Consider the following 19,336-nt stretch of genomic DNA (forward strand, 5'->3'; position numbering starts at 1 on the left):
AACCCGCTGTCATGAAGTTCGGGTTCAAGTCATGCTCCGGTGGCTTGTCTTAGTGATGCTCTTTCCCGACGTCGCGGCCAACGCTGCGCCGGCAGACTTCGGTCGCGTGCCGTTCGCCAGCAGCTTCGATCTCGCCAGCTTCATAATCCGGCCGACATCCAAGCAAGTCCGTCACCAAGGCGTATCGCGCTGGCTGACCGAAGATATCGAACCGCCCCCCGGCCCGCCTCGCGATCCGCCGATCGTGAAGATCCGGGGCAAGAAGGTGAAGTTCCGGATGCGCTTCTAGTCTTCGACCAGCTTCATCAGCTTGCGCTCGACCGGCGCCAGCACCGGCCCCAGATCCTGCCCGCGCTTCAACACCGCGCCATGCTCGCCAACCAAAGCCCACATACCTTGTCGATGACGCAAGGCCGGGCGTTTCTCGATGCGGAACTCGGGTCGCTCGGCGGTGCGGCGGAATGCCGAAAAGGTCGCCGCCTCGCGACCGAAATCGATCGCATAATCCTTCCAGTGACCGGCCGCGACCATCCGGCCGTAGAGATCGAGGATGCGCATCAGCTCGGGCCGCTCGAAGGCGACCTGATTCGGCCGCCCGCTTCCCGGAAAGGGTGTTACGACCGCGCTCACGCACTCTCCCGATCGGGCGCCGCGCGACTGAGCTTGCTGCGGGCGTCATCACGTTCGCGGATCAGTTCCTCGATCTTGCCGGAAAGCCGCTCGATCTCGCAGCGCATGATCTCGAGCCGCTGGGAGGCCGGATCGAACTGGTCGCAGCAGGGCGTGCCATAGGGCGTGAAGCGCTGCGTCTCCGCGGCGTCGACCAGCATCGGCTTGGCCGGGATGCCGATCATCGTGGCGCCCGCCGGCACATCGCGCGTGACGACCGCGTTCGCGCCCACCTTGGCGCCCTCGCCCACCGTCACCGGCCCCAGCACTTGTGCGCCGGAGCCGAGCACGGCACCATCCAGGAGGGTCGGATGGCGCTTGCCACCGATGCCGTTGACGGGATTGGTGCCGCCCAGCGTCACATGCTGATAGAGCGTGACATTGTCGCCGATCACCGCCGTCTCGCCGATCACCGTCCAGCCGTGATCGATGAACAGGTTGCGCCCGATCACCGCGCCGGGATGGATGTCGTTGCCCGTCACCATGCGCGACCAGTGGTTCACGAGCCGCGCGAGGAAGAACAGTCGCTGCCGAAACAGCGCGTGGGCGATGCGGTGATAGAAGACCGACCACACGCCCGGGTAGAGTAGCACCTCCCAACGCGAACGGGGCGCGGGATCGCGCGCCTTGATCGAATCCAGATAGGCCACGAGACGGCCGGGCATGATGCAACTCCCCTTGTCCTGATCGCTATTTAGGACCGGACGGTAAAGATTGCGAGGGGGTGCCTCCTTATGGAAGCCCCCCTGCCCGCTTATGATAGGAAATCAGAGCGTTGCGTGCACCGTCGCGACCGCTTTGATCACCGCCCCGATGCGCGCGGCCGTCTGGATCACGTCCGCGGCGACACCATGTCCCTTCAGCACCTTCTCATGGGCATCGATGCACATGCCGCAGCCGTTCATCGCGGAGACGGCCAGGCTGAACAGTTCGAAATCGTCCTTCTCGATGCCAGGATTGCCGATCACGTTCATCCGCAGCTTGGCCGGCAGCGTGCCATATTCCGGGTTCGAGGCGAGGTGGACGAAGCGATAATAGACGTTGTTCATCGCCATGATCGCAGCCGCGGCGCGGGCGGCGTTGGCGGCTTCCGGCGAGAGCTTGCCCTCCACCTCTGCCTCGGCGGCCTCGACGATCGGCTTGTAGCCGGTGCCGTGCGCGCAAGCGAGCAGCAGGCCGAATTTGCGCTGATCGCCCAGCGTCTGGTCGCCGACCAGCGAGCCGATGTTGAGGCGCAGATCCTTGGCGTAATCGGGAAGAGCTTCAGCGAAGGTCTTGAGCGACATGGAAATCTCCTGAGACAGAAAGGCCAAAAATAGAAAGGGGCGCGCGAGACACGGTCCCGCGCGCCCCAGTGAGCGCTGCCGGTTCGGGGAGGGGGAGAAGCCCGGCGGCGCTAGGGGTGTATGAAGCGGGCGGTTACGCGGCCGGCTTCAGGACCTCTTCGCCCTGCGACCAATTGCAGGGGCAGAGCTCGTCGGTCTGCAGCGCGTCGAGGACGCGGAGCGCCTCGGCCGGGTTGCGGCCCTGGTTGAGGCCGTTCACCGTGACGTGCTGGATGACATTGTGCGGATCGACGATGAAGGTCGCGCGGAAGGCGACGCCCTCCGGCTCCGCGACGATGCCCAGCGCATGGGCGAGCTTCTTCGAATTGTCAGCGATCCACGGGAAATCGCAATTCGCCAGGCGCTCGTCGGACTTGCGCCACGCGAAGTGGACGAAATCGGTGTCGGTCGAGGCGCCGATCAGCACCGCGTCGCGATCGGCGAAGTCACCCTTCAGCTCACCATAGCCGATGATCTCGGTCGGGCAGATGAAGGTGAAATCCTTCGGCCAGAAGAACACGACCTTCCACTTGCCGCCGGTGTCCCCGGTATCGATCGTCTCGCCGTTCGGGAGCGCGTCGACGCCCTGCTGGACGGGGAGGGTGAGGGCCGGAAACTTGTCGCCAACGGTCAGCATGGTTTCGATTCTCCTGAGAGGGCGTGTTGAACGAGGGGGCATTTGCCGCATTGCAATGTAGGAAGCAAATCGATTATTCTTAGCCCTATGATCGAAAAAGCCGTTTTATGAGCACGTACCTTCCCACGCTCAAGCAGCTCCAATATCTGGTGGCGCTGCAGGAGCATGGCCATTTCGGCAACGCGGCCGAAGCCTGCTTCGTCACGCAATCCACGCTTTCCGCGGGTTTGCGAGAGCTCGAGTCGTTGCTGGGGCTGACGCTGGTCGAGCGCACGCGGCGGGTGGTGCGCTTCACGCCGGTGGGCGAGCGGATCGCAAAGCAGGCGCGGCGCGTGCTGGCCGAAGCGGACGTGTTGACAGATCTCGCACGCGCGGCAGGAAAGCCCCTGTCGGGCGAGCTGCGCATGGGAGTGATCCCCACCATCGCACCCTTCCTTCTGCCCCGCTTGCTGCCCAGGCTGCGTGCCGAATGGCCCGACCTGAAGCTCTACCTGCGCGAGGAGGTGACGGCGGCAGCCTGCGATTCCCTCCAGCGCGGACGACTGGACTGCGTGCTGCTGGCCCTTCCCTATCGCTGCGGCGACGTCGAATCCGCAGACATGTTCGAAGACAAGCTGTTCTTCGCCTTCCCCGCATCCCAGAAAGCCGAGTTCGCCAATCGAGTGCCACCCGAAGCGATCGACGAGCGCGAACTCCTGCTGCTCGAGGACGGGCATTGCCTCAAGGACCACGCGCTCGCCGCATGCAACCGCCCGGAGCTCGGCGCCGAAGCGGCCATGCTCGGCACCTCGTTGCATACCCTGGTGCAGATGGTGGACAACGGGCTGGGGGTGACGCTGCTGCCGGAGATGGCGATCGATGCCGGCATCCTCAACGGTACCAGCGTCCTTACCCGCCCGCTCGACGCGGAGAAGCCCAGCCGTCGTATAGCCCTCGCATGGCGCAAGGGCAGCCCGAGGGCCAAGGAATTCACGCTGCTGGCGGATGCGCTGAAGAAAGTCGCCTAAGGCTTTCCATGTTCCGCACTGGCATCCCATTCGGCGGCCGCGGCGTCGTCCTCGGCGCGCGGCTCAACCCAGCGGCTCGATCCGTCAGCGAAGATTTCCTGCTTCCAGAGGGGCGCCTTGGTCTTGGCCCAGTCGATCAGGAAGGCGCAGGCCTCCAGCGCCGCCGCCCGGTGTCGCGCCGCCGTGCCGACCAGCACGATCCGCTCACCCACCGACAGCGTGCCGTGGCGGTGGATCAGGGTGCAGCCGAGCAGCGACCAGCGCGTGATCGCTTGTGCCGCGATCGCATCCAGCGCGCGCCCGGTCATGCCGGGATAGGCTTCGAGGCGGAGCGCCGTCAGCCCCTCCCCGCCGCGCACGACGCCGGTGAAGCTCGCCACCCCGCCTCCACCGAGCGCCTCCAGCCGCGCGAACTCGGCAGCAAGGTCGAAATCTGCCTCCTGCACGGCGACGCGGGCACTCATCCGCCCGTCACCGGGGGGAACAGCGCGATCTCGCTCGCTCCCGCGATGGGCGCGTCGAGCGGCGCGAAAGTCTGGTCGACCGCCGCGCGCAATCGGGCCGGCTCTGCAAACGCTTCGGCATAGCCCCCGCCTCTCGCGGCCAGCCAATCGACGAGACCCGCGACGTCGACGACGCCCGCCGGCACATCGACCGCCTCGCCGTCCCGGCCGATCCGCTCGCGCACCCAGGCGAAGTAGAGCAGTTGCACCATCGCTCAATCCATGTGCTTCAGGCCGACGCGCAGATAATCCCAGCCGGTGATCAGAGTCAGCGCCGCCGCCAGCCACAGGCAGGCGAGGCCGATCTGCTGCACCCACGGCCATTGCGCCAGCGCGCCCGCCAGGATCAACAGGCCGAGCGCGCCCATCTGGAATGCCGTCTTCCACTTGGCGAGTCTGCTGACGGGCATCGAGACCGAAAGCTGCGCCAGGAACTCGCGCAGGCCAGAGACCGCGATCTCGCGCAACAGGATCACCAGCGCCGCGATCACGTGCCAGCCGGTCACCACCGGATGCGGGCCGATCACCCGTTCGGTGGAGATCAGCATCACGATCACTGCAGCCACCATGATCTTGTCCGCGATCGGATCGAGGAAGATGCCGAGCTTCGACACCGTGCCCTGCGCGCGCGCCAGATAGCCATCGAAATAATCGGTGATGCCGGCAAGCGCGTACAGCAGGAAGGCCAGCACGTAGCCGACCGGCCCCGGATGCCACAGCAGGCCGACGAGGATCGGCACGGCGAAGATGCGGGACAGGGTGAGGATGTTAGGTAGGGACAGCATCGGTGCGGCAGCCTAGCCCAACGGCGCGACGGTTTGAACCATCCCGTTGAACCCCCGGTGCGGTTCGGCCATTGTATGATTTGGTGTTGGCGTCCGCCTGCGCTATGTCGCACCTCACCTTGGGGGAAAGACGGGTTTTCGCGTTCCGATATGCAGGCATCCTTGAGGCTTCTCGCGCGCAGGCGATTCCTGCCGCTTTTCACCACCCAGTTTCTGGGGGCCTTCAACGACAATCTGTTCAAGACGTCGATGGTGATGCTCGTCACCTATCGGATCTTCTCGGACGATCATCTCGAGGCGGCCTTCAATGCCGCGGCCAACGCTCTCTATATCCTGCCCTTCTTCCTGTTTTCCGCACTCGCCGGCCAGTTGGCGGACTGCCGCGACAAGGCCTGGATCATCCGGCTGGTGAAGACTGCGGAGATCGCCATCATGGCGGTCGGCGCGGTGGGCCTGCTCCTCCATTCGGTGACGCTGCTGCTGCTCGCGCTGTTCGCCATGGGCGCGCATTCCACCTTCATCGGCCCGATCAAATATGCGCTGCTGCCCCAGCACCTGCACCGTGACGAGGTACTCGGCGGCACCGGGCTGATCGAGGCCGGCACCTATATCGGTGTGCTGGTCGGCATCCTCGCGGGCGGCGTGATTCCCGCCCCTGCAGTCGCGGCGACGGTGCTGGCGATCGCGCTGATCGGCCGCGTCACCGGTGCCCAGGTTCCTCCGGCCCCGCCCGTGGTCGAGGATCACAGTATCGATCTGCATGTCGTGCGCGCTTCGATCCGCCTGGTGTCCGAGACGCTGCACGTGCCGCGCCTGATGCTGGCTGTGGCCGCGATCAGTTGTTTCTGGATGCAGGCGGCGATCCTCGGCACCCTGTTCGTGCCGCTAGTGAAGAATGTGCTGGAGGCGGACCAGGCCGTCGCGACTTTGTTCCTCGCGGTCTTCTCGGTCGGCGTCGGCGTCGGCTCGATCGCCATCAATCGCCTGCTGGGAGGCACCGTTTCGGCCCGCTTCGCACCTGCCTCCGCCTTGCTGATGGGGGCCTGCCTGCTCGATCTCCATCATGTCGCCGCCCATTGGGATGCGCCGGACACGATGATCGGCTGGAAGGCCTTCGTAGCACTCGACCATGCCAAGCATGTGCTGCTCGATCTGTTCGGGGTCGCGGTGTTCGGCGGCATGTTCGTGGTGCCGCTGTACGCCTTCCTGACCACGACGGTGGACAAGCTTCACACCGCGCGCACGGTGGCGGCGAACAACATCGTCAATTCGGGTGCCATGGTGCTGGGCGCCTTGCTCTTCGCAGGCTTGGTGCGATTCGGCGTTCCGGTGGCGGATACGCTGCTGGTGACGGCGGCGGGCAGCGTCGCGGCGGCCGCCATCGCCTGGCGGCTGCATCGGGCGTGCGCGCCGGCGTTCAGCTCAACATGATGATGAAGAAGATCAGTCCGGCAGCATAGCAGCCGGCGAAGAAGCGCAGATCCTCGCGCCAGGTCGGCCAGCGCGGTTCGGCCTGTTCCACCACCTCGACAGGCATCGTGACCTGACAGGCCGGCGGCGCCAGCAGCAGCGGCTTGCGGCGACGGATCAGCGCCGCGGACAGCGACGGCTCGGTAAGCGTGGGCGATGCCTGAAACATGATCGCAGCTTAACGAACCGTTTACCCTTTGGGTGCAAAATTTCGCCGTCCCGGCCGTCCCGGCGCGGGACGTTTCAGGCGAAGCGCGTCTTCGGAATGTGCGTGATCCGGCAGGCGAGATCGGCCTCCCCACTCGCCACGATATAGCTGTCTCCGGCATCGACGATCCCGGTGGTGAAGACCACGGGCGTCGGCAGATAGAGCCGATGCGCGATCGGATGGGTCTGTTCCGGATCGGCCTCGATCAGGGGCACCTCGTCCTCCATGCGCAGGACCTTCGCTGGGTCGTCGCGATCGAGCAGTGCCCAGAAGGTGCGATACACACCCACCTTCTCCTGCGGCTCGACCCCGTGGTAGAGCATGAGCCAGCCTTTTTCCGTCAGGATCGGGGGCGTACCGCCGCCGACCTTCATCGCAGACGTCGAGCCGCTCCGCGCACGCACGCCAGGCTGGTCGCAGGGTTTCCAGTGCAGTGCGTCCGGTGAAGATGCGAGGTGAATTACCGGCCCGCCGGCAAAACCCGCATCCTCGGGATAGGCGAAATAAAGCTCGCCGAGCGGCCGGGTGAGTGCCCAGAACTTGCCTCCCGGCTTGCCCTCGAACAGCAGCATGTCCTTGTTCTGGTGATCGAGAACGAGGCCCTCCAGCCGCCATTCGAACGCATCGTCCGACGTGTAGAGCGAAGTGCCGTGCCGCTCCGCCGAGCAAGAGCAGACGGTCATGTAATAGCGCCCGTCGATCGGGCTGATTCGGGGGTCCTCGATGCCATAATCCTGATAAGCAGCGCGCGGCTCGATCGCGCGATCGTAATGGACCGCGACGATCCCCCGCCCGTCAGGCGTCAGCTCGACCGGCAGCAGCCAACTCAGCGAGGTCAGCCCCATCTGCGGATAGGCGCCGCCCTTCACGAGAAAATAGCGCGGATCGGCCATATCGATCCGCTCGACATGATGCGGATCGAGCACATAGCCGTCCGCAGTCCAGCGGATCGCGCGGGCGTGATCGCCCTCGACAGGCGTCACCAGCGCCTCGGCGACGCGTACCATCAGCAGCAGATTGCCCGACCGCAGCCGGGTCAGCGCCGGGTTGAAGGCGCCGAGCACGAAGGTCGGCTCGGCGATCGAGCGCCGGAGCGGCGATCGCGCGAGATCGACGTCGTCGGGCGTGAAGATCAGATAGTCGTCGCTCATGGGGCCTCCGCTTACCCGGGAACGCCGCGCCGCGCCCGCCCGTTCCTTGTGCTCGAGGAGATCGGACATGGCGAAGGTGAAGGCAGGCGACCGGGTGGAGTGGAACTCCCATGGCGGTACCGCGGAAGGCGAGGTCGTGAAGAAGGTCACGAGGCGGACCAGCGTGAAGGGCCACACGGTCGCGGCCTCGAAGGACGATCCGCAGTTCATCGTCGAGACCGACGAGGGAAAGCGGGCGGCGCACAAGCCGGATGCGCTGCGGAAGGCCTAGGACGGTACCCGATCCAGCGCCGCCAGCCACGGGGCCGCCGTGCCGTCCGACGGTGCGCGCCAGTCTCCTCTCGGGCTCAGCGCCCCGGCCGTCGAGACCTTGGGGCCGTTCGGGATCGCCGAGCGCTTGAACTGACTGATCTGGAAAAAGCGGAACAGGAAGCGCTCCAGCCAATGCCGGATCGTCGGCAAGTCGTACGCTACCCTTTGCGCCTCGGGCACGCCGAGCGGCCATTCGCCTTTCTCCGCGTCGCCCCATGCCTGCAGCGCAAGATAGGCGATCTTGGCCGGGTCCATGCCCCAGCGCACGATATGGTGCAGGAAGAAATCGTTGAGTGCATAGGGACCGATCTTGGCCTCGGTCGACTGGATCGCACCGTCCGCACCCGCCGGCACCAGCTCGGGCGAGATTTCGGTGCCGAGGATACGGTCCAGCACCGTGTCCGTGGCGACGTCATACTGCCTCGTCTGGATGCACCAGCGGATCAGGAACTGGATGAGCGTCTTGGGCACGCCGCAATTGACCGCATAATGGCTCATCTGGTCGCCGACGCCGTAGGTGCACCATCCGAGCGCCAGCTCGGAGAGATCGCCGGTGCCGACCACCAATCCGTCACGCTGGTTGGCGAGGCGGAAGAGATAGTCGGTGCGCAGGCCCGCCTGCACATTCTCGAAGGTCACGTCATAGACCGGCTCGCCACCCGCGAAGGGGTGGTCCATATCCTCTAGCATCCGCGTGGCGGCCGGGCGGATGTCGATCTCGGCGCCGGTGATGCCGAGCGCCTCCATCAGTGCCCAGGCATTGCCTTTGGTGGCATCGCCGGTGGCGAAACCGGGCATGGTGAAGCCGAGAATATCGGAACGGCTGCGCCCCAGCCGGTCGAACGCCTTGGCGGCGACGATCAGCGCGTGGGTGGAATCGAGGCCGCCGGAGACGCCGATCACCAGCCGTTTCGCGCCCGACGCTGCGACGCGCTTGAGCAAGCCCTCCACCTGGATGTTGAACGCCTCATAGCAATCCTCGTCGAGCCGGGCGGGATGATCGGGCACGAACGGGAAGCGCGCGACGGCGCGTTTCAGGCCGATATCGGCAAAGACCGGCTGGCGATCGAAGCTCACCCGCCGATAGCGCGTCTCGGGATGGCCGGCGGCGGCGGCGGCGTCGTTGAAGGTGCCGAAGCGCATCCTTTCGGCGCGCAGGCGACCGGTGTCGACATCGGCGATGGTCAATTCCGCCGTGCCCGAGAAACGCGAAGAGGCGGCCAGTTCGTCGCCCAGCTCATAGACGAACGCCTGCCCGTCCCAGCTCAGATCGGTGGTGCTCTCGCCCGGCCCGGCGGCGGCGAAGGCGTAGGCCGAGCAGGTCCGCGCAGAATGTGCCGCCGCCAGCATCGCCCGCTCGCGCGCCTTGCCGATGACGGTGTTGGAGGCCGAGAGGTTGCACAGGATCAGCGCGCCCGCCAGAGCGGCGCTGGTGGAGGGCGGCGTCGGCGCCCAATAATCCTCGCAGATTTCCGCCGCGAAGACGAAACCGGGCAGATCGGAGGCGGCGAAGATCAGGTCGGTGCCGAACGGCACCGCCTCGCCGCCGATCTCGACACTCAGCCCGGTAAGGCCGACGCCCGGCGCGAACCAGCGCTTCTCGTAATATTCGCGGTAATTGGGCAGGAAGCTCTTGGGCACGATGCCGAGCAGCCGCCCCCGCGCAATCGCATAAACGCAATTGTAGAGCCGCCCGTTCCTCAGCAGCGGCGCGCCGACCAGCAGCACCGGCTTCAGCTTCTTGCTGCCCGCCACGACGGCCGCGATCGCCGCCCCGGTCGCGGCGATAAAGCCGTCCTGCAGATGGAGATCGTCGACCGCGTAGGAGGAGATGTTGAGCTCCGGATAGACGACGAGATCGACACCCGCCGCATCCGCCTCGCTCGCTAGTGCCAGCGCCGCCTCGGCATTGCGCGCAGGATCCCCGGCGGTCGCGATCGGGGTCGCCGCCGCCACGCGCACGAAGCCGTGGGCGTGGATCGAGTGGAAATGCCTGTCCGCCTTGCTCAACCGCTTGCTCCGGGCCTGTTTCGCCTCCGCATCTAGCGCCTTATGATCGCCAGCGCATCAGGGAGGATGACCATGCCCGCACCCGTCGAGACGATGACCGCGCAGCAGAAGGCCTGGATGGCCTCGATCAGGGAGAATCTGGTCAGGGAGACCGGCAAGACGCTGGACGAATGGGCCGTCATCGCCCGCACCTGCCCGGAGACGAGGCATCGCGCCCGGCTCGGCTGGATGAAGGAGCATTACGGGCTCGGGCAGAATCGGGCCTCGGTCATTCTCAACATCGCCTTTCCATCGGATACCGGGTGGAGTCAGCCCGATACGCTTGCCGACACGTTGTGGAAGGATGCCGGCCTGCGCGCGATCTTCGAGGCGGTGAAGGCCGAGATCACGGCCCTGCCCGACGTGGTGATCGGCCAGCGCAAGACCTATTCGGCCTTCTCACGCGCCTATCAGTTCGCCGCGCTTCGGCCGGACAAGGGGGCGGTGCTGCTTGGCCTCGCAGTGGAACCTGATGTGGCGCCGGGCCTGGCTGCGCCGAAACGGACTGTCTGGTCGGAACGGCTGAAGAGCGAGGTTCGGCTTAGCGTGATCGCCGATCTCGCTCCGCTCAAGGCGACGATCCGGCAGGCGTGGGAGGCATCCTGATCACACTGGCGCAACCGGAGCGCCATCGCCATATCGCCCTCTCGAAAGAGGGAGAGGGATACAGTGAGCGTAGCGTTCCGCCGCGAGAGCGACGACGAGCATAAGGAACCGAAATTCGAGCTGCCGCTGCCGCCGGGGCCAAATCTGGTCACCGCGCGCGGCCTGGCTCTGATCGAAGCGAAGGTGGCGGAACTAGAGGCGATCGACGCCGCCCCCCTCCCCGATGCCGAGCGCGAGCAGCATCTGCGAGTGCTGCGTTACTGGCGTACCCGGCAGGCGACCGCCCAGCCCGCCCCGCCGCCGCCGGAAGACGAGGTGGCCTTCGGCTCGCGCGTCTCCTTTGCGTTGAATGGCCAGACGAAGCGGATCGACATCGTCGGCGACGATGAGGCCGATCCGAACGAGGGCCGGATCGCGTTCTCGGCCCCGCTCGCCCGCGCGCTGATCGGAGGCTATGCGGGCGAGAAGGTCGATTTCGGCGGCGAGACCGAGGCGATCGAGATCCTCTCGACGGAAACCATCCCCGACTGACGGAGAATTCCATGTCCGATTTCCGCATGATCGTCCGCCGGCATGGCGGCCCGGAGCGGATTGAGCGTGAGGAGATCGCGCCGACCGAGCCAGGCGCCGGCGAGGCGCGTATCCGCCAGACCGCGATCGGGCTGAACTTCATCGATACCTATCATCGCACCGGCCTCTACCCGGTCGATCTGCCCTCGGGCCTTGGCAACGAGGCTGCGGGTGTCGTGGAGGCGGTCGGCGACGGGGTGACCGATCTGAAGGTCGGCGATCGTGCGGCCTACGCACTCGGCAAGCCCGGCAGTTACGCCACCGTCCGGACGGTGCCGGCCGATCTGCTCGTCCCCTTGCCTGATACCGTCGACGATCGCACCGCCGCCGCCGCGATGCTCAAGGGCATGACCGCTGCTTATCTGATCGGGCCATGCGCGAAGATCGAGGCTGGGCAACATGTGCTGGTCCATGCGGCCGCCGGCGGGGTCGGCTCCATCCTCGTGCAATGGCTTGGGGCGATCGGGGCGACCGTGATCGCGCACGCCGGATCCGAGGAGAAGGCGGTAATCGCCAAGCAGCTGGGCGCGCATCACGCCTTCTCCTGCCCGATGGATGAGCTGGCGGCTCGGGTGCGCGAGATCACGGACGGCAGGGGTGTTGAGGCGGTTCTGGACGGCGTCGGCAAGGCCAGCTGGGATGCGTCGATCGGCTCGATCGCGATACGCGGTATCGTCGTAACCTATGGCAATGCAAGCGGCCCGGTGCCGCCGATCGATCCGCTCGTGCTGTCGAAAGCCGGCTCGATCTTCGTCACCCGGCCCACCCTCTTCAGCTATGCGAGCGACGCCGCGGAACGGCGCGACCTTGCCGGCCGGCTGTTCGAGCGGATCGGGAACGGCCTCACCATTCCGATCGGCCGGATCTTCGCGCTCGCCGATGCTGCGGATGCACATAGGGCACTCGAATCCCGCTCGACCACTGGCTCGACCCTGCTGCTGCCCTAAATCGCCCGAAAAATGCCGGAGACACTGGACCTTCGCCATTTCGAGCGTCTATGTGGTCGACCTTCGTTAAGGAGGAGACGAGTTCCATGAACAACACCGAGCTCGCCGAGCAGATTGCTGCCGGCCACGGCCTGTCGAAGGCGGACGCCCGTAAGGTCGTCGACGCCGTTTTCGCCGCCATCACCGATGCGGCCGCCAAGGGCACCGAAGTTTCCATCTCGGGCTTCGGCAAGTTCAAGGTGAAGGACAGCCCGGCTCGCGAAGGCCGTAACCCGGCCACGGGTGCGGCGATGACCATCGCCGCGTCCAAGAAGCTCGGCTTCTCGCCGGCCAAGGCCGTCAAGGACAAGCTGAACGGCTAAGTCCCCAAGAAACTGACTTGTGAGTCTCGATAGCGTTCGCGCCTTCCTTCTGGAAAAAGCGCCCGATATCAAGATTATAGACCAAGGTGCCAGTACCGCCACGGTGTCCGAGGCGGCGCTGGCACTGGGAGTCGAGCCCGGGCAGATCGCCAAGACCCTGTCCATCAGGGTCAATGACGACGCCATATTGATCGTCGCGAGAGGCGACGCCCGGCTCGACAACCGCAAGACCAAGGCCGTCTTCGGAGGCCGCCCGCGGATGCTGGGCGCCGAGGAGGTCGAAGCGCTTACCGGCCATCCGATCGGCGGCGTCTGCCCCTTCGGGCTCGCCACGCCCCTCCCCATCTACTGCGACCAGTCGCTCAGGGATTTCGCGGACGTATATCCGGCCGCCGGATCGCGGACCTCTTCGGTGCGGCTCACGCCAGAACGACTCGCCGATCTGGTCGGCGCGCGCTGGATCGACGTCTGCTCGCTACCGGCCCTCGCCGACTAACGGCTTCGCCAGCACGACATCTTCGCAATCCTGGCTGCCGACCCGGAAGCGGCGCTCGCCGATCTTTTCGAAGCCGTGGCGCCGATAGAAAGCCAGCGCCCGCACATTGCCAACGAAGACGCCCAGCAGCAGGCGCTTCGCCCCCATCGCCTCGGCATGCGCCGTCGACCGTCCCATCAGTGCGGCGCCCAGACCGGTACCGTGCGTGCGCGAGAAGCTGTAGATCCGCTTGAGCTCGATATCGCCGGGTTCGGCCTGTACCAGCTTCGGCGACGCCACCAAGGCGTAGCCGAGCGGCGCGCCGCCCGTCCGCGCCTCCGCCACCCAGGCGGCGCTGTCGGGATGACCGAGCAAAGCGCGATAGGTCTCCGCACCATGCTCCGCGGCGCAGTGCGCGACGATCGCGTCGCCTTCCAGCAAGCCCGCAAAGGTTTCGAGAAACGTCGCCCCGCCGATCAGCGCCAGCCGCTCTGCATCCTCGATACCCGCCTGCCGCAACCGCCATTCCACGCACATTCTCCTGATTTGCGCCGCCGCCTTAGACGAAGGTCGCAACCCATCCCACTCTCAACCCCTGGGTAACCAATCCAGATTAGCCATCCGACATTGACCGGAGGACGTAAGTGCAGCGGAAACCCCCGACCGCTTCTCCATTGACGAAATTCTTCGCGCGCGCGGCGGAGGCATCGATGCGCCTTTCGCGCTCGCGCGCCTGGGCGCTGCTTGGTGCCGGCCTGGTGGCGACGATCGTCATCGATCATGTAACCGGCCCGCAGGTCAACGTCGTCATCCTCTATCTCGGCCTCGCCTGCTTCGGTTCCTGGTGCCTGGGCGAGCGCGTGGGGCTTGGTATCGGTGCGGTTTCGGTCGTCATGCTCGGCCACATCAACGGGTTCGGCGCGCCCGGACAGGTTGCGGCGATCAAGCCTGTGGCGCTCGCATGGAACATGATCGGCCGCTCGCTCTCCATGACGGTGATGGTCGCGCTCGCCAGCGGGCTGCGGCACTCGCTCGATCACGCGCGCTGGAGCGCGACCACCGATCCGCTCACCGGTGTGCTCAACAAGGCCGGCTTCAACCGCCGCCTGCGCGCGCTGATCAGTCATGCCCAGCGACGCCAGGAATCGGTCGTGCTGGCCTATGTCGATCTCGACGGCTTCAAGGGCGTCAACGACGGCTTCGGCCATGCCGCCGGCGACACCTTGCTCTGCGACTTTGCAGAGAAGGGCGCCGATGCGATCCGCGCGCACGATCTGTTCGCGCGCATCGGCGGCGACGAATTCGTGACGCTGATGACCGTTCCCAATTGCGGCCAGGGCGACGTTGCGGCCGAGGCACTGCATTATCGGCTCAGCCGCATCCTGCGCGACACCGGCTATGCCGTGACGTGCAGCATGGGCGCCATGGTGGTCGAGGCCAACAAGATCGCAAGCACGAACAGGCTGATAGAGGCAGCCGATGGTCTGATGTACGAAGTGAAAAAGTCGGGTAAGAATGCACTGCGCGTCGCGCGGCTGGATCTCCAGCCGACCATAACCGAACTGCCGGCGAGGCCCATGCCCGATCGGCGGCTGGCGACGCAGGAGGGGATGGCCGACGCGGCATGACGATATACTACACCCCCGCCAACCGCCCCGCGGACGAGGACGAGCGCCAGCGCGCGGTCGATGAATCGGGATTTCTCGAAGCCGCCGGCGACCCGACGCTCGACGCGATCGTGCACGAAGCCGCCAAATTATTCGGTACGCCGATCGCGGCGATCTCGATCGTCGATCACGAGCGGCAATATTTCCCGGTGGGGATCGGCCTTGATGCCTCCGAAACGCCACGGGCGGCGTCGTTCTGCGCGCACGCCATGCTCGATTGCCGGAAGCCGATGTGCGTCACCGACGCGACCGCAGACGCGCGTTTCGCGGGCAACCCGCTCGTGCTGTCGGGGCCGGACATCCGTTTTTATCTGGGAATGCCACTCGTCTCGGGAAGCGGGCAGCCGCTCGGCGCCCTGTGCGTGATCGATCGCGAACGGCGCGAGGTGCCCGATCAGGCCAGGCTCGACGCGATGGCCGCACTGGCCCGCAAGGCCATGGACCGCGTCCACGCCCTCAAGCACTGACGCCATCGAACAGGGAAGTCCCCGGCCGGTGGAGGGGGAGAGACCGGCCGGGGATCGCAGGGGCGACCTCACTGGGGAGAAGATGATCGCCCCCGAACCGAGTGACTTAGTTCAGGCGTGGCGCCGATCAGCGGTGCGGCCCTGCGAAACGCTGGCCAGCAACAGTTCCAGTTGATCGGGCGAGAAGCCTGCATCCTTGAAATTCTTCATTGCCGAAACCGGCACGGCATATCCGCGATGCCAGGCGTGCACCGCAAGACGACGCAGCGCCTCCAACCGGGGGCTGGCGAGCCGGCGATCCGGATTGCCTCCAAAAAGCGCGGCAAAGGTCCGGGCGACCCACCCCGGCGCGCGAAGGGAGGCGAGATCGTCCCGCTGGGCGAGCACGATCACTTCCCATTCGCTGCGCTCGAACGCGGCGGGAATAGTGGAGCTGCCGATCGGCGCCGCGGTGGTGAAGGCCTCGCGTGTGTCGAGATAGGCCATGGGATTTCCCCTTTCGGATGCGGCATCCCCGCCCCGCGCGCCGTCAGCTGGCGAGCGCGATGATGCGATAGTCAGACGGAGCCGCCGGGCGACGGCCTTGTTGCGGTCAGAGGGGGCGCGGTCGCTCCATCACCGGATCGGACATCGAATGATGCGGAGCATGACCGGCTCCCTTTCGCTCGTTCCTTACTGAGCGGTATATAATAGCCGGGCGGCGAGTCCGTCAACCGATTTCTGTACCGGCTGATAAAGTTTTTTGACGCTACCCATTAGCCGCCGTTGCCGGCGTTCAGCGCCCCGGCCACATCGCCAGCGCGGTATCGACCATCCGGCCGAGATCCTCGCAGCACGTCCCCGTCCCGGACTGGACGGACAGACCCTGGAAGAGCGCGAAGACGTAGTTTGTCAGCGCTTCGGGATCGATATGCTCCGGAAGGTCGCCCTCGGCCTTGGCCCGCGCGAAGCGATCGACCACCGCGCGCTTGGACGATGCCCGGCGTGCCACCACCTCGGCCTTGATCGCCTCCGCCTCCGGCCCGCACGCGACGGACGAGATCACACCCAGGCACCCCTTGGGATCGCAGGTGCTTGCCTGGTTCTGCAGCGCGCCGCGCAGCAGCCGCTCGGCCACGCCCCGCGCGGTGGGCGCTTCCAGCGCCGTCTCCATGTAAGCCAGCTTCTCGGTTTCGTAGAGATCGAGCGCCTTCTTGAACAGCGCTTCCTTGTTGCCGAAGCAAGCGTAGAGGCTCGGACGGGTGATGCCCATCGCCTCGGTCAGCTCGGTGAGCGAGGCGCCTTCATATCCTCGCGTCCAGAAGACCCTGAGCGCCGCCGCCAACGCCTCGTCGGCGTCGAATTCGCGCGGGCGACCGCGCGTCGCTACGGCTGTGTCCATGTTTTTCATACCGCTCGATATAGTGATTCGGGGGGCGATAGTCCACCTGCGCCCAAATCAGTGCGGCCGGAACCCCCAGCTCATGAAATTACCGACATTTGCCGCCAGTTTGCGGCGGTCCAGCCACGTCCCGCGCAGGGCGGCGGTGAGGTTCGACTTTAGTCGATCGGGCATAGGTACGAGGCGCAGCCAGTAGCTCGGGCTGTAAGCGTTGCGGAAGCTCGCGCCGCCGACCTCGACATAGCCGTTGCGGGCCAGCAGCCCCTTCGCGCTCTCGTCCGAGAAGAGCTGCATATGCTCGATATCGACGATCGGCGAGCGGCAACCGAGCAGGCGGTTGAGCCAGGCGCGGCGATCGTGGGTGACGCTGACGAACACGCCGCCCGGCTTAAGCAGGCGCCGCGCCGAGGCAACCAGCGCGCCGGGATCGCGGACATGCTCCAGGGTCATGAAGCAGCAGATCAAATCGAAGCTGCCGGGCGCGAAATCCTGCTCGACGAAGATGCCCTCGCGGATCCAGGGCTTGCGGTGGGCAGGAGCTGCCGCGATCGCGGCCGGCGACGGTTCGACGCCGACAAGTTCCTGAAATCCCGCCTTCTGCAGCCGTTCGAGAAAGGCACCGGTGCCGGTGCCGATCTCCAGTGCCGCCCCCCTGCCCTTCAGCGTCTCCAGCACCGGCGCGATCGCGCGGGCGTAGGCATCGGCGGCATCTTCAGCCTCATCGGCGCTGTCGTAATCGGCCTCGTGATAGGAGGCGGCGAGCGTGGCCTGGCTCGGCGCACGATCGACATAGGCAAGGTCGCACACCCGGCAGCGGACCATCGCGTGGCTCATATATTCGGGGACCTTGCGCGACGCAAAGCTCGACGCGCTGACCTTCGCCGCGTCGCGGCTGTCCGACAGGAAGGGTTCGGCGTGATCGCTTCCCGATCCACAGAGGGGGCAGGGGCGGGCTGCGGCGATGGTCTCGTGCATCATATCGCCTTTGCTAGCGCGAGATGCTTGAGCAATTCTTAACCATATCCGGCCATTGATCCCGGCCATGGAGCACGTTCCCCTCGCCGCCGCGTCGGACGCCGGCACCATCGATCTCGCCCGCCGCATACGCGCCCAGGCGCTGCGCATGGTGACGCGCGCGAAAGCCAGCCACATCGGCTCGGCACTGTCGATCGCGGACATTGTCGCGGTGCTGTACGGCGGCGTGCTGAAGGTCGATCCCTCGGCCCCCGATCATCCCGGGCGCGATCGCTTCCTGCTCTCCAAGGGCCATGCCTGCGTCGCCGTCTATGCCGCGCTCGCCGAGACCGGCTTCATCCCGCGCGAGACGCTGGCGACCTACGGCACCGATCTCTCGCCGCTGATGGCGCATATCAGCCATCAGGTGCCGGGTGTGGAATTCTCCACCGGCGCGCTCGGCCATGGCCTGCCCTTCGGGACCGGCAAGGCGCTGGCGGCCAAGAAGCGCGGCGCTTCGTGGCGCACAATGGTGCTCACCAGCGATGGCGAATGGGGTGAGGGCAGCAACTGGGAGGCGGCTCTGTTCGCCGCCCATCACGGCCTCGACAACCTCGTCTGCATCCTCGACTACAACAAGCTCCAGAGCCTCAGGAGCGTCGACGAGACGCTACGGCTGGAGCCGCTCCATTCCAAGTTCGAGGCGTTCGGCTGGGCGGTGCGCGAGCTCGACGGCCACGATCATGCCGCGCTGCGCGAGGCGCTCGCCGGCGCGCCGTGGGCGCCCGGCAAGCCCTCGCTGCTGATCGCGCACACCACCAAGGGCAAGGGCGTCAGCTTCATGGAGAACCAGGTGCTCTGGCACTATCGCAACCCCTCGCCCGAACAGCTCGCGCAGGCGCTGGCCGAGATCGGGGAGACGGCCGATGCGTGACGCCTTCATCGAAGAGCTGGTGGCGCTCGCCGCCGCCCACGACAATATCGCGCTGGTCGTCGGCGATCTCGGCTTCAACGTGATCGAGCCGTTCGCCGATCGCTTTCCCGACCGCTTCGTCAATGCCGGCGTCGCCGAGCAGAACATGACCGGCCTCGCCGCCGGCATGGCGAGCGAGGGCTATCACGTCTTCACCTACTCGATCGCCAACTTCCCGACCTTCCGCTGCGCCGAGCATATCCGCAACGACGTCGACCATCATCGTCTGCCCGTGACGGTGGTGGCGGTGGGCGGTGGCGTCTCCTACGGCGCGCTCGGTTACTCGCACCACGCGGTGCAGGATTATGCGCTGATGCGCGCGATGCCGCACATGACGATCGCGGCGCCCGGCGATCCGCTCGAGACGCGGGCCTGTCTGCGCTGGCTGGTGGCGAACCCCGGTCCCTCCTATCTCCGCCTCGGCAAGGCGGGCGAGCCGCGCTTCCATGACGCTATCCCCGATGTCGCGCCCGGCAGATGGATCGAGGTGCGCGACGGCGATCCCAAGCGGGTGATGCTCTCGACGGGCGCCGCGCTGGGTGCCGCGATTCAGCGCGCGGAGGATCGCGCCGTTTTCTCGATGCCGCTCTGGGGGATGGCATCCAAGCCGTGCCAGCCCGCGCAGCTCGCGCGCCGCTGGGAGGTAACAACCTGCGAGGATCATCTGCAGGACGGCGGCTTCGGATCGTGGCTGATGGAATCGGTCGCCGGCACGCCGGACGCCGCCAAGGTGAAGCCGATCGCGCTTTCCGCCGACGTCTGCGACATGGTCGCCGGCCAAGCGACGCTCAACCGCCTCGGAGGCCTCGTGGCCTAAC

The 19,336-nt window shown here is 66.2% G+C and carries 27 protein-coding genes; 13 read left to right on the forward strand and 14 right to left on the reverse strand.

From position 1 onward, the window contains the following. Positions 1-52: 52 nt before the first annotated feature. Positions 53-289, forward strand: coding sequence for a hypothetical protein (locus tag HZF05_RS18785; protein WP_160364018.1), 237 nt, complete (start codon positions 53-55; stop codon positions 287-289). On the opposite strand, the gene HZF05_RS18790 is transcribed toward HZF05_RS18785, so the two are convergent. The 4 genes from HZF05_RS18790 to HZF05_RS18805 form a co-directional block, all read right to left on the reverse strand. Further along, positions 286-630 (reverse strand): DUF2794 domain-containing protein, encoded by a 345-nt coding sequence (locus HZF05_RS18790; RefSeq protein ID WP_160364019.1) that lies wholly within the window; start codon positions 628-630, stop codon positions 286-288. The genes HZF05_RS18785 and HZF05_RS18790 overlap by 4 nt on opposite strands. Beyond that, complete coding sequence (epsC, locus tag HZF05_RS18795) at positions 627-1,334, reverse strand: serine O-acetyltransferase EpsC (RefSeq protein ID WP_160364020.1); 708 nt, start codon at positions 1,332-1,334, stop codon at positions 627-629. Before epsC ends, HZF05_RS18790 begins: the two co-directional genes overlap by 4 nt. Before the next feature lie 102 nt (positions 1,335-1,436). Beyond that, positions 1,437-1,955, reverse strand: coding sequence for an alkylhydroperoxidase, AhpD family (gene ahpD / locus HZF05_RS18800; RefSeq protein WP_160364021.1), 519 nt, complete (start codon positions 1,953-1,955; stop codon positions 1,437-1,439). A 133-nt stretch (positions 1,956-2,088) separates the two neighbouring features. Further along, positions 2,089-2,631: a peroxiredoxin gene (locus HZF05_RS18805; protein ID WP_160364022.1), complete on the reverse strand. Its 543-nt coding sequence runs from the start codon at positions 2,629-2,631 to the stop codon at positions 2,089-2,091. A gap of 107 nt (positions 2,632-2,738) precedes the next feature. Between HZF05_RS18805 and HZF05_RS18810 the strand changes: the two genes are divergently transcribed. Continuing rightward, positions 2,739-3,638: a LysR substrate-binding domain-containing protein gene (locus tag HZF05_RS18810; protein WP_160364023.1), complete on the forward strand. Its 900-nt coding sequence runs from the start codon at positions 2,739-2,741 to the stop codon at positions 3,636-3,638. On the opposite strand, the gene HZF05_RS18815 is transcribed toward HZF05_RS18810, so the two are convergent. The 3 genes from HZF05_RS18815 to pgsA are packed head-to-tail and all read right to left on the reverse strand — an operon-like array spanning position 3,635 to position 4,926. Then, positions 3,635-4,102 (reverse strand): molybdenum cofactor biosynthesis protein MoaE, encoded by a 468-nt coding sequence (locus tag HZF05_RS18815; protein ID WP_160364024.1) that lies wholly within the window; start codon positions 4,100-4,102, stop codon positions 3,635-3,637. The genes HZF05_RS18810 and HZF05_RS18815 overlap by 4 nt on opposite strands. Then, a complete protein-coding gene (gene moaD, locus HZF05_RS18820) occupies positions 4,099-4,353 on the reverse strand; it encodes a molybdopterin converting factor subunit 1 (protein ID WP_160364025.1) in 255 nt (84 codons plus the stop codon). Before moaD ends, HZF05_RS18815 begins: the two co-directional genes overlap by 4 nt. Before the next feature lie 3 nt (positions 4,354-4,356). Further along, the gene (gene pgsA / locus HZF05_RS18825) at positions 4,357-4,926 is read right to left on the reverse strand and encodes a CDP-diacylglycerol--glycerol-3-phosphate 3-phosphatidyltransferase (RefSeq protein WP_160364026.1); all 570 of its coding nucleotides are present in this window, start codon (positions 4,924-4,926) and stop codon (positions 4,357-4,359) included. Positions 4,927-5,076: 150 nt separating this feature from the next. Between pgsA and HZF05_RS18830 the strand changes: the two genes are divergently transcribed. Continuing rightward, on the forward strand, positions 5,077-6,357 hold the full coding sequence (locus HZF05_RS18830; RefSeq protein ID WP_160364027.1) for an MFS transporter: 1,281 nt from the start codon (positions 5,077-5,079) through the stop codon (positions 6,355-6,357). Here the strand turns inward: HZF05_RS18830 and HZF05_RS18835 are convergent. Both HZF05_RS18835 and HZF05_RS18840 read right to left on the reverse strand, forming a co-directional pair. After that, a complete protein-coding gene (locus tag HZF05_RS18835) occupies positions 6,344-6,565 on the reverse strand; it encodes a hypothetical protein (protein ID WP_160364028.1) in 222 nt (73 codons plus the stop codon). The genes HZF05_RS18830 and HZF05_RS18835 overlap by 14 nt on opposite strands. Before the next feature lie 74 nt (positions 6,566-6,639). Next, on the reverse strand, positions 6,640-7,755 hold the full coding sequence (locus HZF05_RS18840; RefSeq protein WP_160364029.1) for a glycoside hydrolase family 130 protein: 1,116 nt from the start codon (positions 7,753-7,755) through the stop codon (positions 6,640-6,642). A 67-nt stretch (positions 7,756-7,822) separates the two neighbouring features. Here HZF05_RS18840 and HZF05_RS18845 point away from each other — a divergent pair, with 67 nt between their 5' ends. Next, complete coding sequence (locus HZF05_RS18845; RefSeq protein ID WP_160364030.1) at positions 7,823-8,026, forward strand: hypervirulence associated TUDOR domain-containing protein; 204 nt, start codon at positions 7,823-7,825, stop codon at positions 8,024-8,026. Here the strand turns inward: HZF05_RS18845 and HZF05_RS18850 are convergent. Next, positions 8,023-10,077, reverse strand: a complete 2,055-nt coding sequence (locus HZF05_RS18850) for an NAD(+) synthase (protein WP_160364031.1) — start codon at positions 10,075-10,077, stop codon at positions 8,023-8,025. The two genes, HZF05_RS18845 and HZF05_RS18850, sit on opposite strands and share 4 nt — an antisense overlap. A gap of 72 nt (positions 10,078-10,149) precedes the next feature. Between HZF05_RS18850 and HZF05_RS18855 the strand changes: the two genes are divergently transcribed. The 5 genes from HZF05_RS18855 (at position 10,150) to HZF05_RS18875 (ending at position 13,097) form a co-directional block, all read left to right on the forward strand. Then, the gene (locus tag HZF05_RS18855; protein ID WP_160364032.1) at positions 10,150-10,722 is read left to right on the forward strand and encodes a DUF5655 domain-containing protein; all 573 of its coding nucleotides are present in this window, start codon (positions 10,150-10,152) and stop codon (positions 10,720-10,722) included. Between the two features lie 63 nt (positions 10,723-10,785). Continuing rightward, positions 10,786-11,253: a GreA/GreB family elongation factor gene (locus HZF05_RS18860; protein WP_160364033.1), complete on the forward strand. Its 468-nt coding sequence runs from the start codon at positions 10,786-10,788 to the stop codon at positions 11,251-11,253. A gap of 11 nt (positions 11,254-11,264) precedes the next feature. Then, positions 11,265-12,239, forward strand: coding sequence for a quinone oxidoreductase family protein (locus tag HZF05_RS18865; protein WP_160364034.1), 975 nt, complete (start codon positions 11,265-11,267; stop codon positions 12,237-12,239). Positions 12,240-12,325: 86 nt separating this feature from the next. After that, positions 12,326-12,601: an HU family DNA-binding protein gene (locus tag HZF05_RS18870; protein WP_160364524.1), complete on the forward strand. Its 276-nt coding sequence runs from the start codon at positions 12,326-12,328 to the stop codon at positions 12,599-12,601. A gap of 19 nt (positions 12,602-12,620) precedes the next feature. Further along, on the forward strand, positions 12,621-13,097 hold the full coding sequence (locus HZF05_RS18875) for a YbaK/EbsC family protein (protein WP_160364035.1): 477 nt from the start codon (positions 12,621-12,623) through the stop codon (positions 13,095-13,097). On the opposite strand, the gene HZF05_RS18880 is transcribed toward HZF05_RS18875, so the two are convergent. Next, positions 13,077-13,607 (reverse strand): GNAT family N-acetyltransferase, encoded by a 531-nt coding sequence (locus HZF05_RS18880; protein WP_343046923.1) that lies wholly within the window; start codon positions 13,605-13,607, stop codon positions 13,077-13,079. The genes HZF05_RS18875 and HZF05_RS18880 overlap by 21 nt on opposite strands. Positions 13,608-13,786: 179 nt before the next feature. Here HZF05_RS18880 and HZF05_RS18885 point away from each other — a divergent pair, with 179 nt between their 5' ends. Continuing rightward, positions 13,787-14,704, forward strand: coding sequence for a GGDEF domain-containing protein (locus HZF05_RS18885; protein WP_160364037.1), 918 nt, complete (start codon positions 13,787-13,789; stop codon positions 14,702-14,704). Next, positions 14,701-15,210: a GAF domain-containing protein gene (locus HZF05_RS18890; protein ID WP_160364038.1), complete on the forward strand. Its 510-nt coding sequence runs from the start codon at positions 14,701-14,703 to the stop codon at positions 15,208-15,210. Before HZF05_RS18885 ends, HZF05_RS18890 begins: the two co-directional genes overlap by 4 nt. A gap of 111 nt (positions 15,211-15,321) precedes the next feature. Here HZF05_RS18890 and HZF05_RS18895 read toward each other — a convergent pair whose 3' ends face one another. The 3 genes from HZF05_RS18895 to HZF05_RS18905 form a co-directional block, all read right to left on the reverse strand. Then, complete coding sequence (locus tag HZF05_RS18895; protein ID WP_160364039.1) at positions 15,322-15,696, reverse strand: hypothetical protein; 375 nt, start codon at positions 15,694-15,696, stop codon at positions 15,322-15,324. Between the two features lie 289 nt (positions 15,697-15,985). Then, positions 15,986-16,600, reverse strand: a complete 615-nt coding sequence (locus HZF05_RS18900; RefSeq protein WP_160364040.1) for a TetR/AcrR family transcriptional regulator — start codon at positions 16,598-16,600, stop codon at positions 15,986-15,988. A gap of 48 nt (positions 16,601-16,648) precedes the next feature. Continuing rightward, positions 16,649-17,566: a class I SAM-dependent methyltransferase gene (locus HZF05_RS18905; RefSeq protein ID WP_246332094.1), complete on the reverse strand. Its 918-nt coding sequence runs from the start codon at positions 17,564-17,566 to the stop codon at positions 16,649-16,651. A gap of 67 nt (positions 17,567-17,633) precedes the next feature. On the opposite strand from HZF05_RS18905, the gene HZF05_RS18910 reads away from it, so the two are divergent. Then, positions 17,634-18,479, forward strand: coding sequence for a transketolase (locus HZF05_RS18910; protein WP_160364041.1), 846 nt, complete (start codon positions 17,634-17,636; stop codon positions 18,477-18,479). Continuing rightward, on the forward strand, positions 18,472-19,335 hold the full coding sequence (locus HZF05_RS18915; protein ID WP_160364042.1) for a transketolase family protein: 864 nt from the start codon (positions 18,472-18,474) through the stop codon (positions 19,333-19,335). The genes HZF05_RS18910 and HZF05_RS18915 overlap by 8 nt, the downstream gene beginning before the upstream one ends. Position 19,336: the final 1 nt, after the last annotated feature.

Origin of the sequence: Sphingomonas chungangi (genome assembly GCF_013778325.1) — a bacterium.
Classification (GTDB): domain Bacteria; phylum Pseudomonadota; class Alphaproteobacteria; order Sphingomonadales; family Sphingomonadaceae; genus Solisphingomonas; species Solisphingomonas chungangi.

Coding starts and splice junctions, on each gene's coding strand:
- epsC (WP_160364020.1), bottom strand. CDS start 1,334: ATGCCCGGCCGTCTCGTGGCCTATCTGGATTCGATCAAGGCGCGCGAT.
- ahpD (WP_160364021.1), bottom strand. CDS start 1,955: ATGTCGCTCAAGACCTTCGCTGAAGCTCTTCCCGATTACGCCAAGGAT.
- HZF05_RS18805 (WP_160364022.1), bottom strand. CDS start 2,631: ATGCTGACCGTTGGCGACAAGTTTCCGGCCCTCACCCTCCCCGTCCAG.
- HZF05_RS18810 (WP_160364023.1), top strand. CDS start 2,739: ATGAGCACGTACCTTCCCACGCTCAAGCAGCTCCAATATCTGGTGGCG.
- HZF05_RS18815 (WP_160364024.1), bottom strand. CDS start 4,102: ATGAGTGCCCGCGTCGCCGTGCAGGAGGCAGATTTCGACCTTGCTGCC.
- moaD (WP_160364025.1), bottom strand. CDS start 4,353: ATGGTGCAACTGCTCTACTTCGCCTGGGTGCGCGAGCGGATCGGCCGG.
- pgsA (WP_160364026.1), bottom strand. CDS start 4,926: ATGCTGTCCCTACCTAACATCCTCACCCTGTCCCGCATCTTCGCCGTG.
- HZF05_RS18830 (WP_160364027.1), top strand. CDS start 5,077: ATGCAGGCATCCTTGAGGCTTCTCGCGCGCAGGCGATTCCTGCCGCTT.
- HZF05_RS18835 (WP_160364028.1), bottom strand. CDS start 6,565: ATGTTTCAGGCATCGCCCACGCTTACCGAGCCGTCGCTGTCCGCGGCG.
- HZF05_RS18840 (WP_160364029.1), bottom strand. CDS start 7,755: ATGAGCGACGACTATCTGATCTTCACGCCCGACGACGTCGATCTCGCG.
- HZF05_RS18845 (WP_160364030.1), top strand. CDS start 7,823: ATGGCGAAGGTGAAGGCAGGCGACCGGGTGGAGTGGAACTCCCATGGC.
- HZF05_RS18855 (WP_160364032.1), top strand. CDS start 10,150: ATGCCCGCACCCGTCGAGACGATGACCGCGCAGCAGAAGGCCTGGATG.
- HZF05_RS18865 (WP_160364034.1), top strand. CDS start 11,265: ATGTCCGATTTCCGCATGATCGTCCGCCGGCATGGCGGCCCGGAGCGG.
- HZF05_RS18870 (WP_160364524.1), top strand. CDS start 12,326: ATGAACAACACCGAGCTCGCCGAGCAGATTGCTGCCGGCCACGGCCTG.
- HZF05_RS18885 (WP_160364037.1), top strand. CDS start 13,787: ATGCGCCTTTCGCGCTCGCGCGCCTGGGCGCTGCTTGGTGCCGGCCTG.
- HZF05_RS18890 (WP_160364038.1), top strand. CDS start 14,701: ATGACGATATACTACACCCCCGCCAACCGCCCCGCGGACGAGGACGAG.
- HZF05_RS18895 (WP_160364039.1), bottom strand. CDS start 15,696: ATGGCCTATCTCGACACACGCGAGGCCTTCACCACCGCGGCGCCGATC.
- HZF05_RS18900 (WP_160364040.1), bottom strand. CDS start 16,600: ATGAAAAACATGGACACAGCCGTAGCGACGCGCGGTCGCCCGCGCGAA.
- HZF05_RS18905 (WP_246332094.1), bottom strand. CDS start 17,566: ATGCACGAGACCATCGCCGCAGCCCGCCCCTGCCCCCTCTGTGGATCG.
- HZF05_RS18910 (WP_160364041.1), top strand. CDS start 17,634: ATGGAGCACGTTCCCCTCGCCGCCGCGTCGGACGCCGGCACCATCGAT.
- HZF05_RS18915 (WP_160364042.1), top strand. CDS start 18,472: ATGCGTGACGCCTTCATCGAAGAGCTGGTGGCGCTCGCCGCCGCCCAC.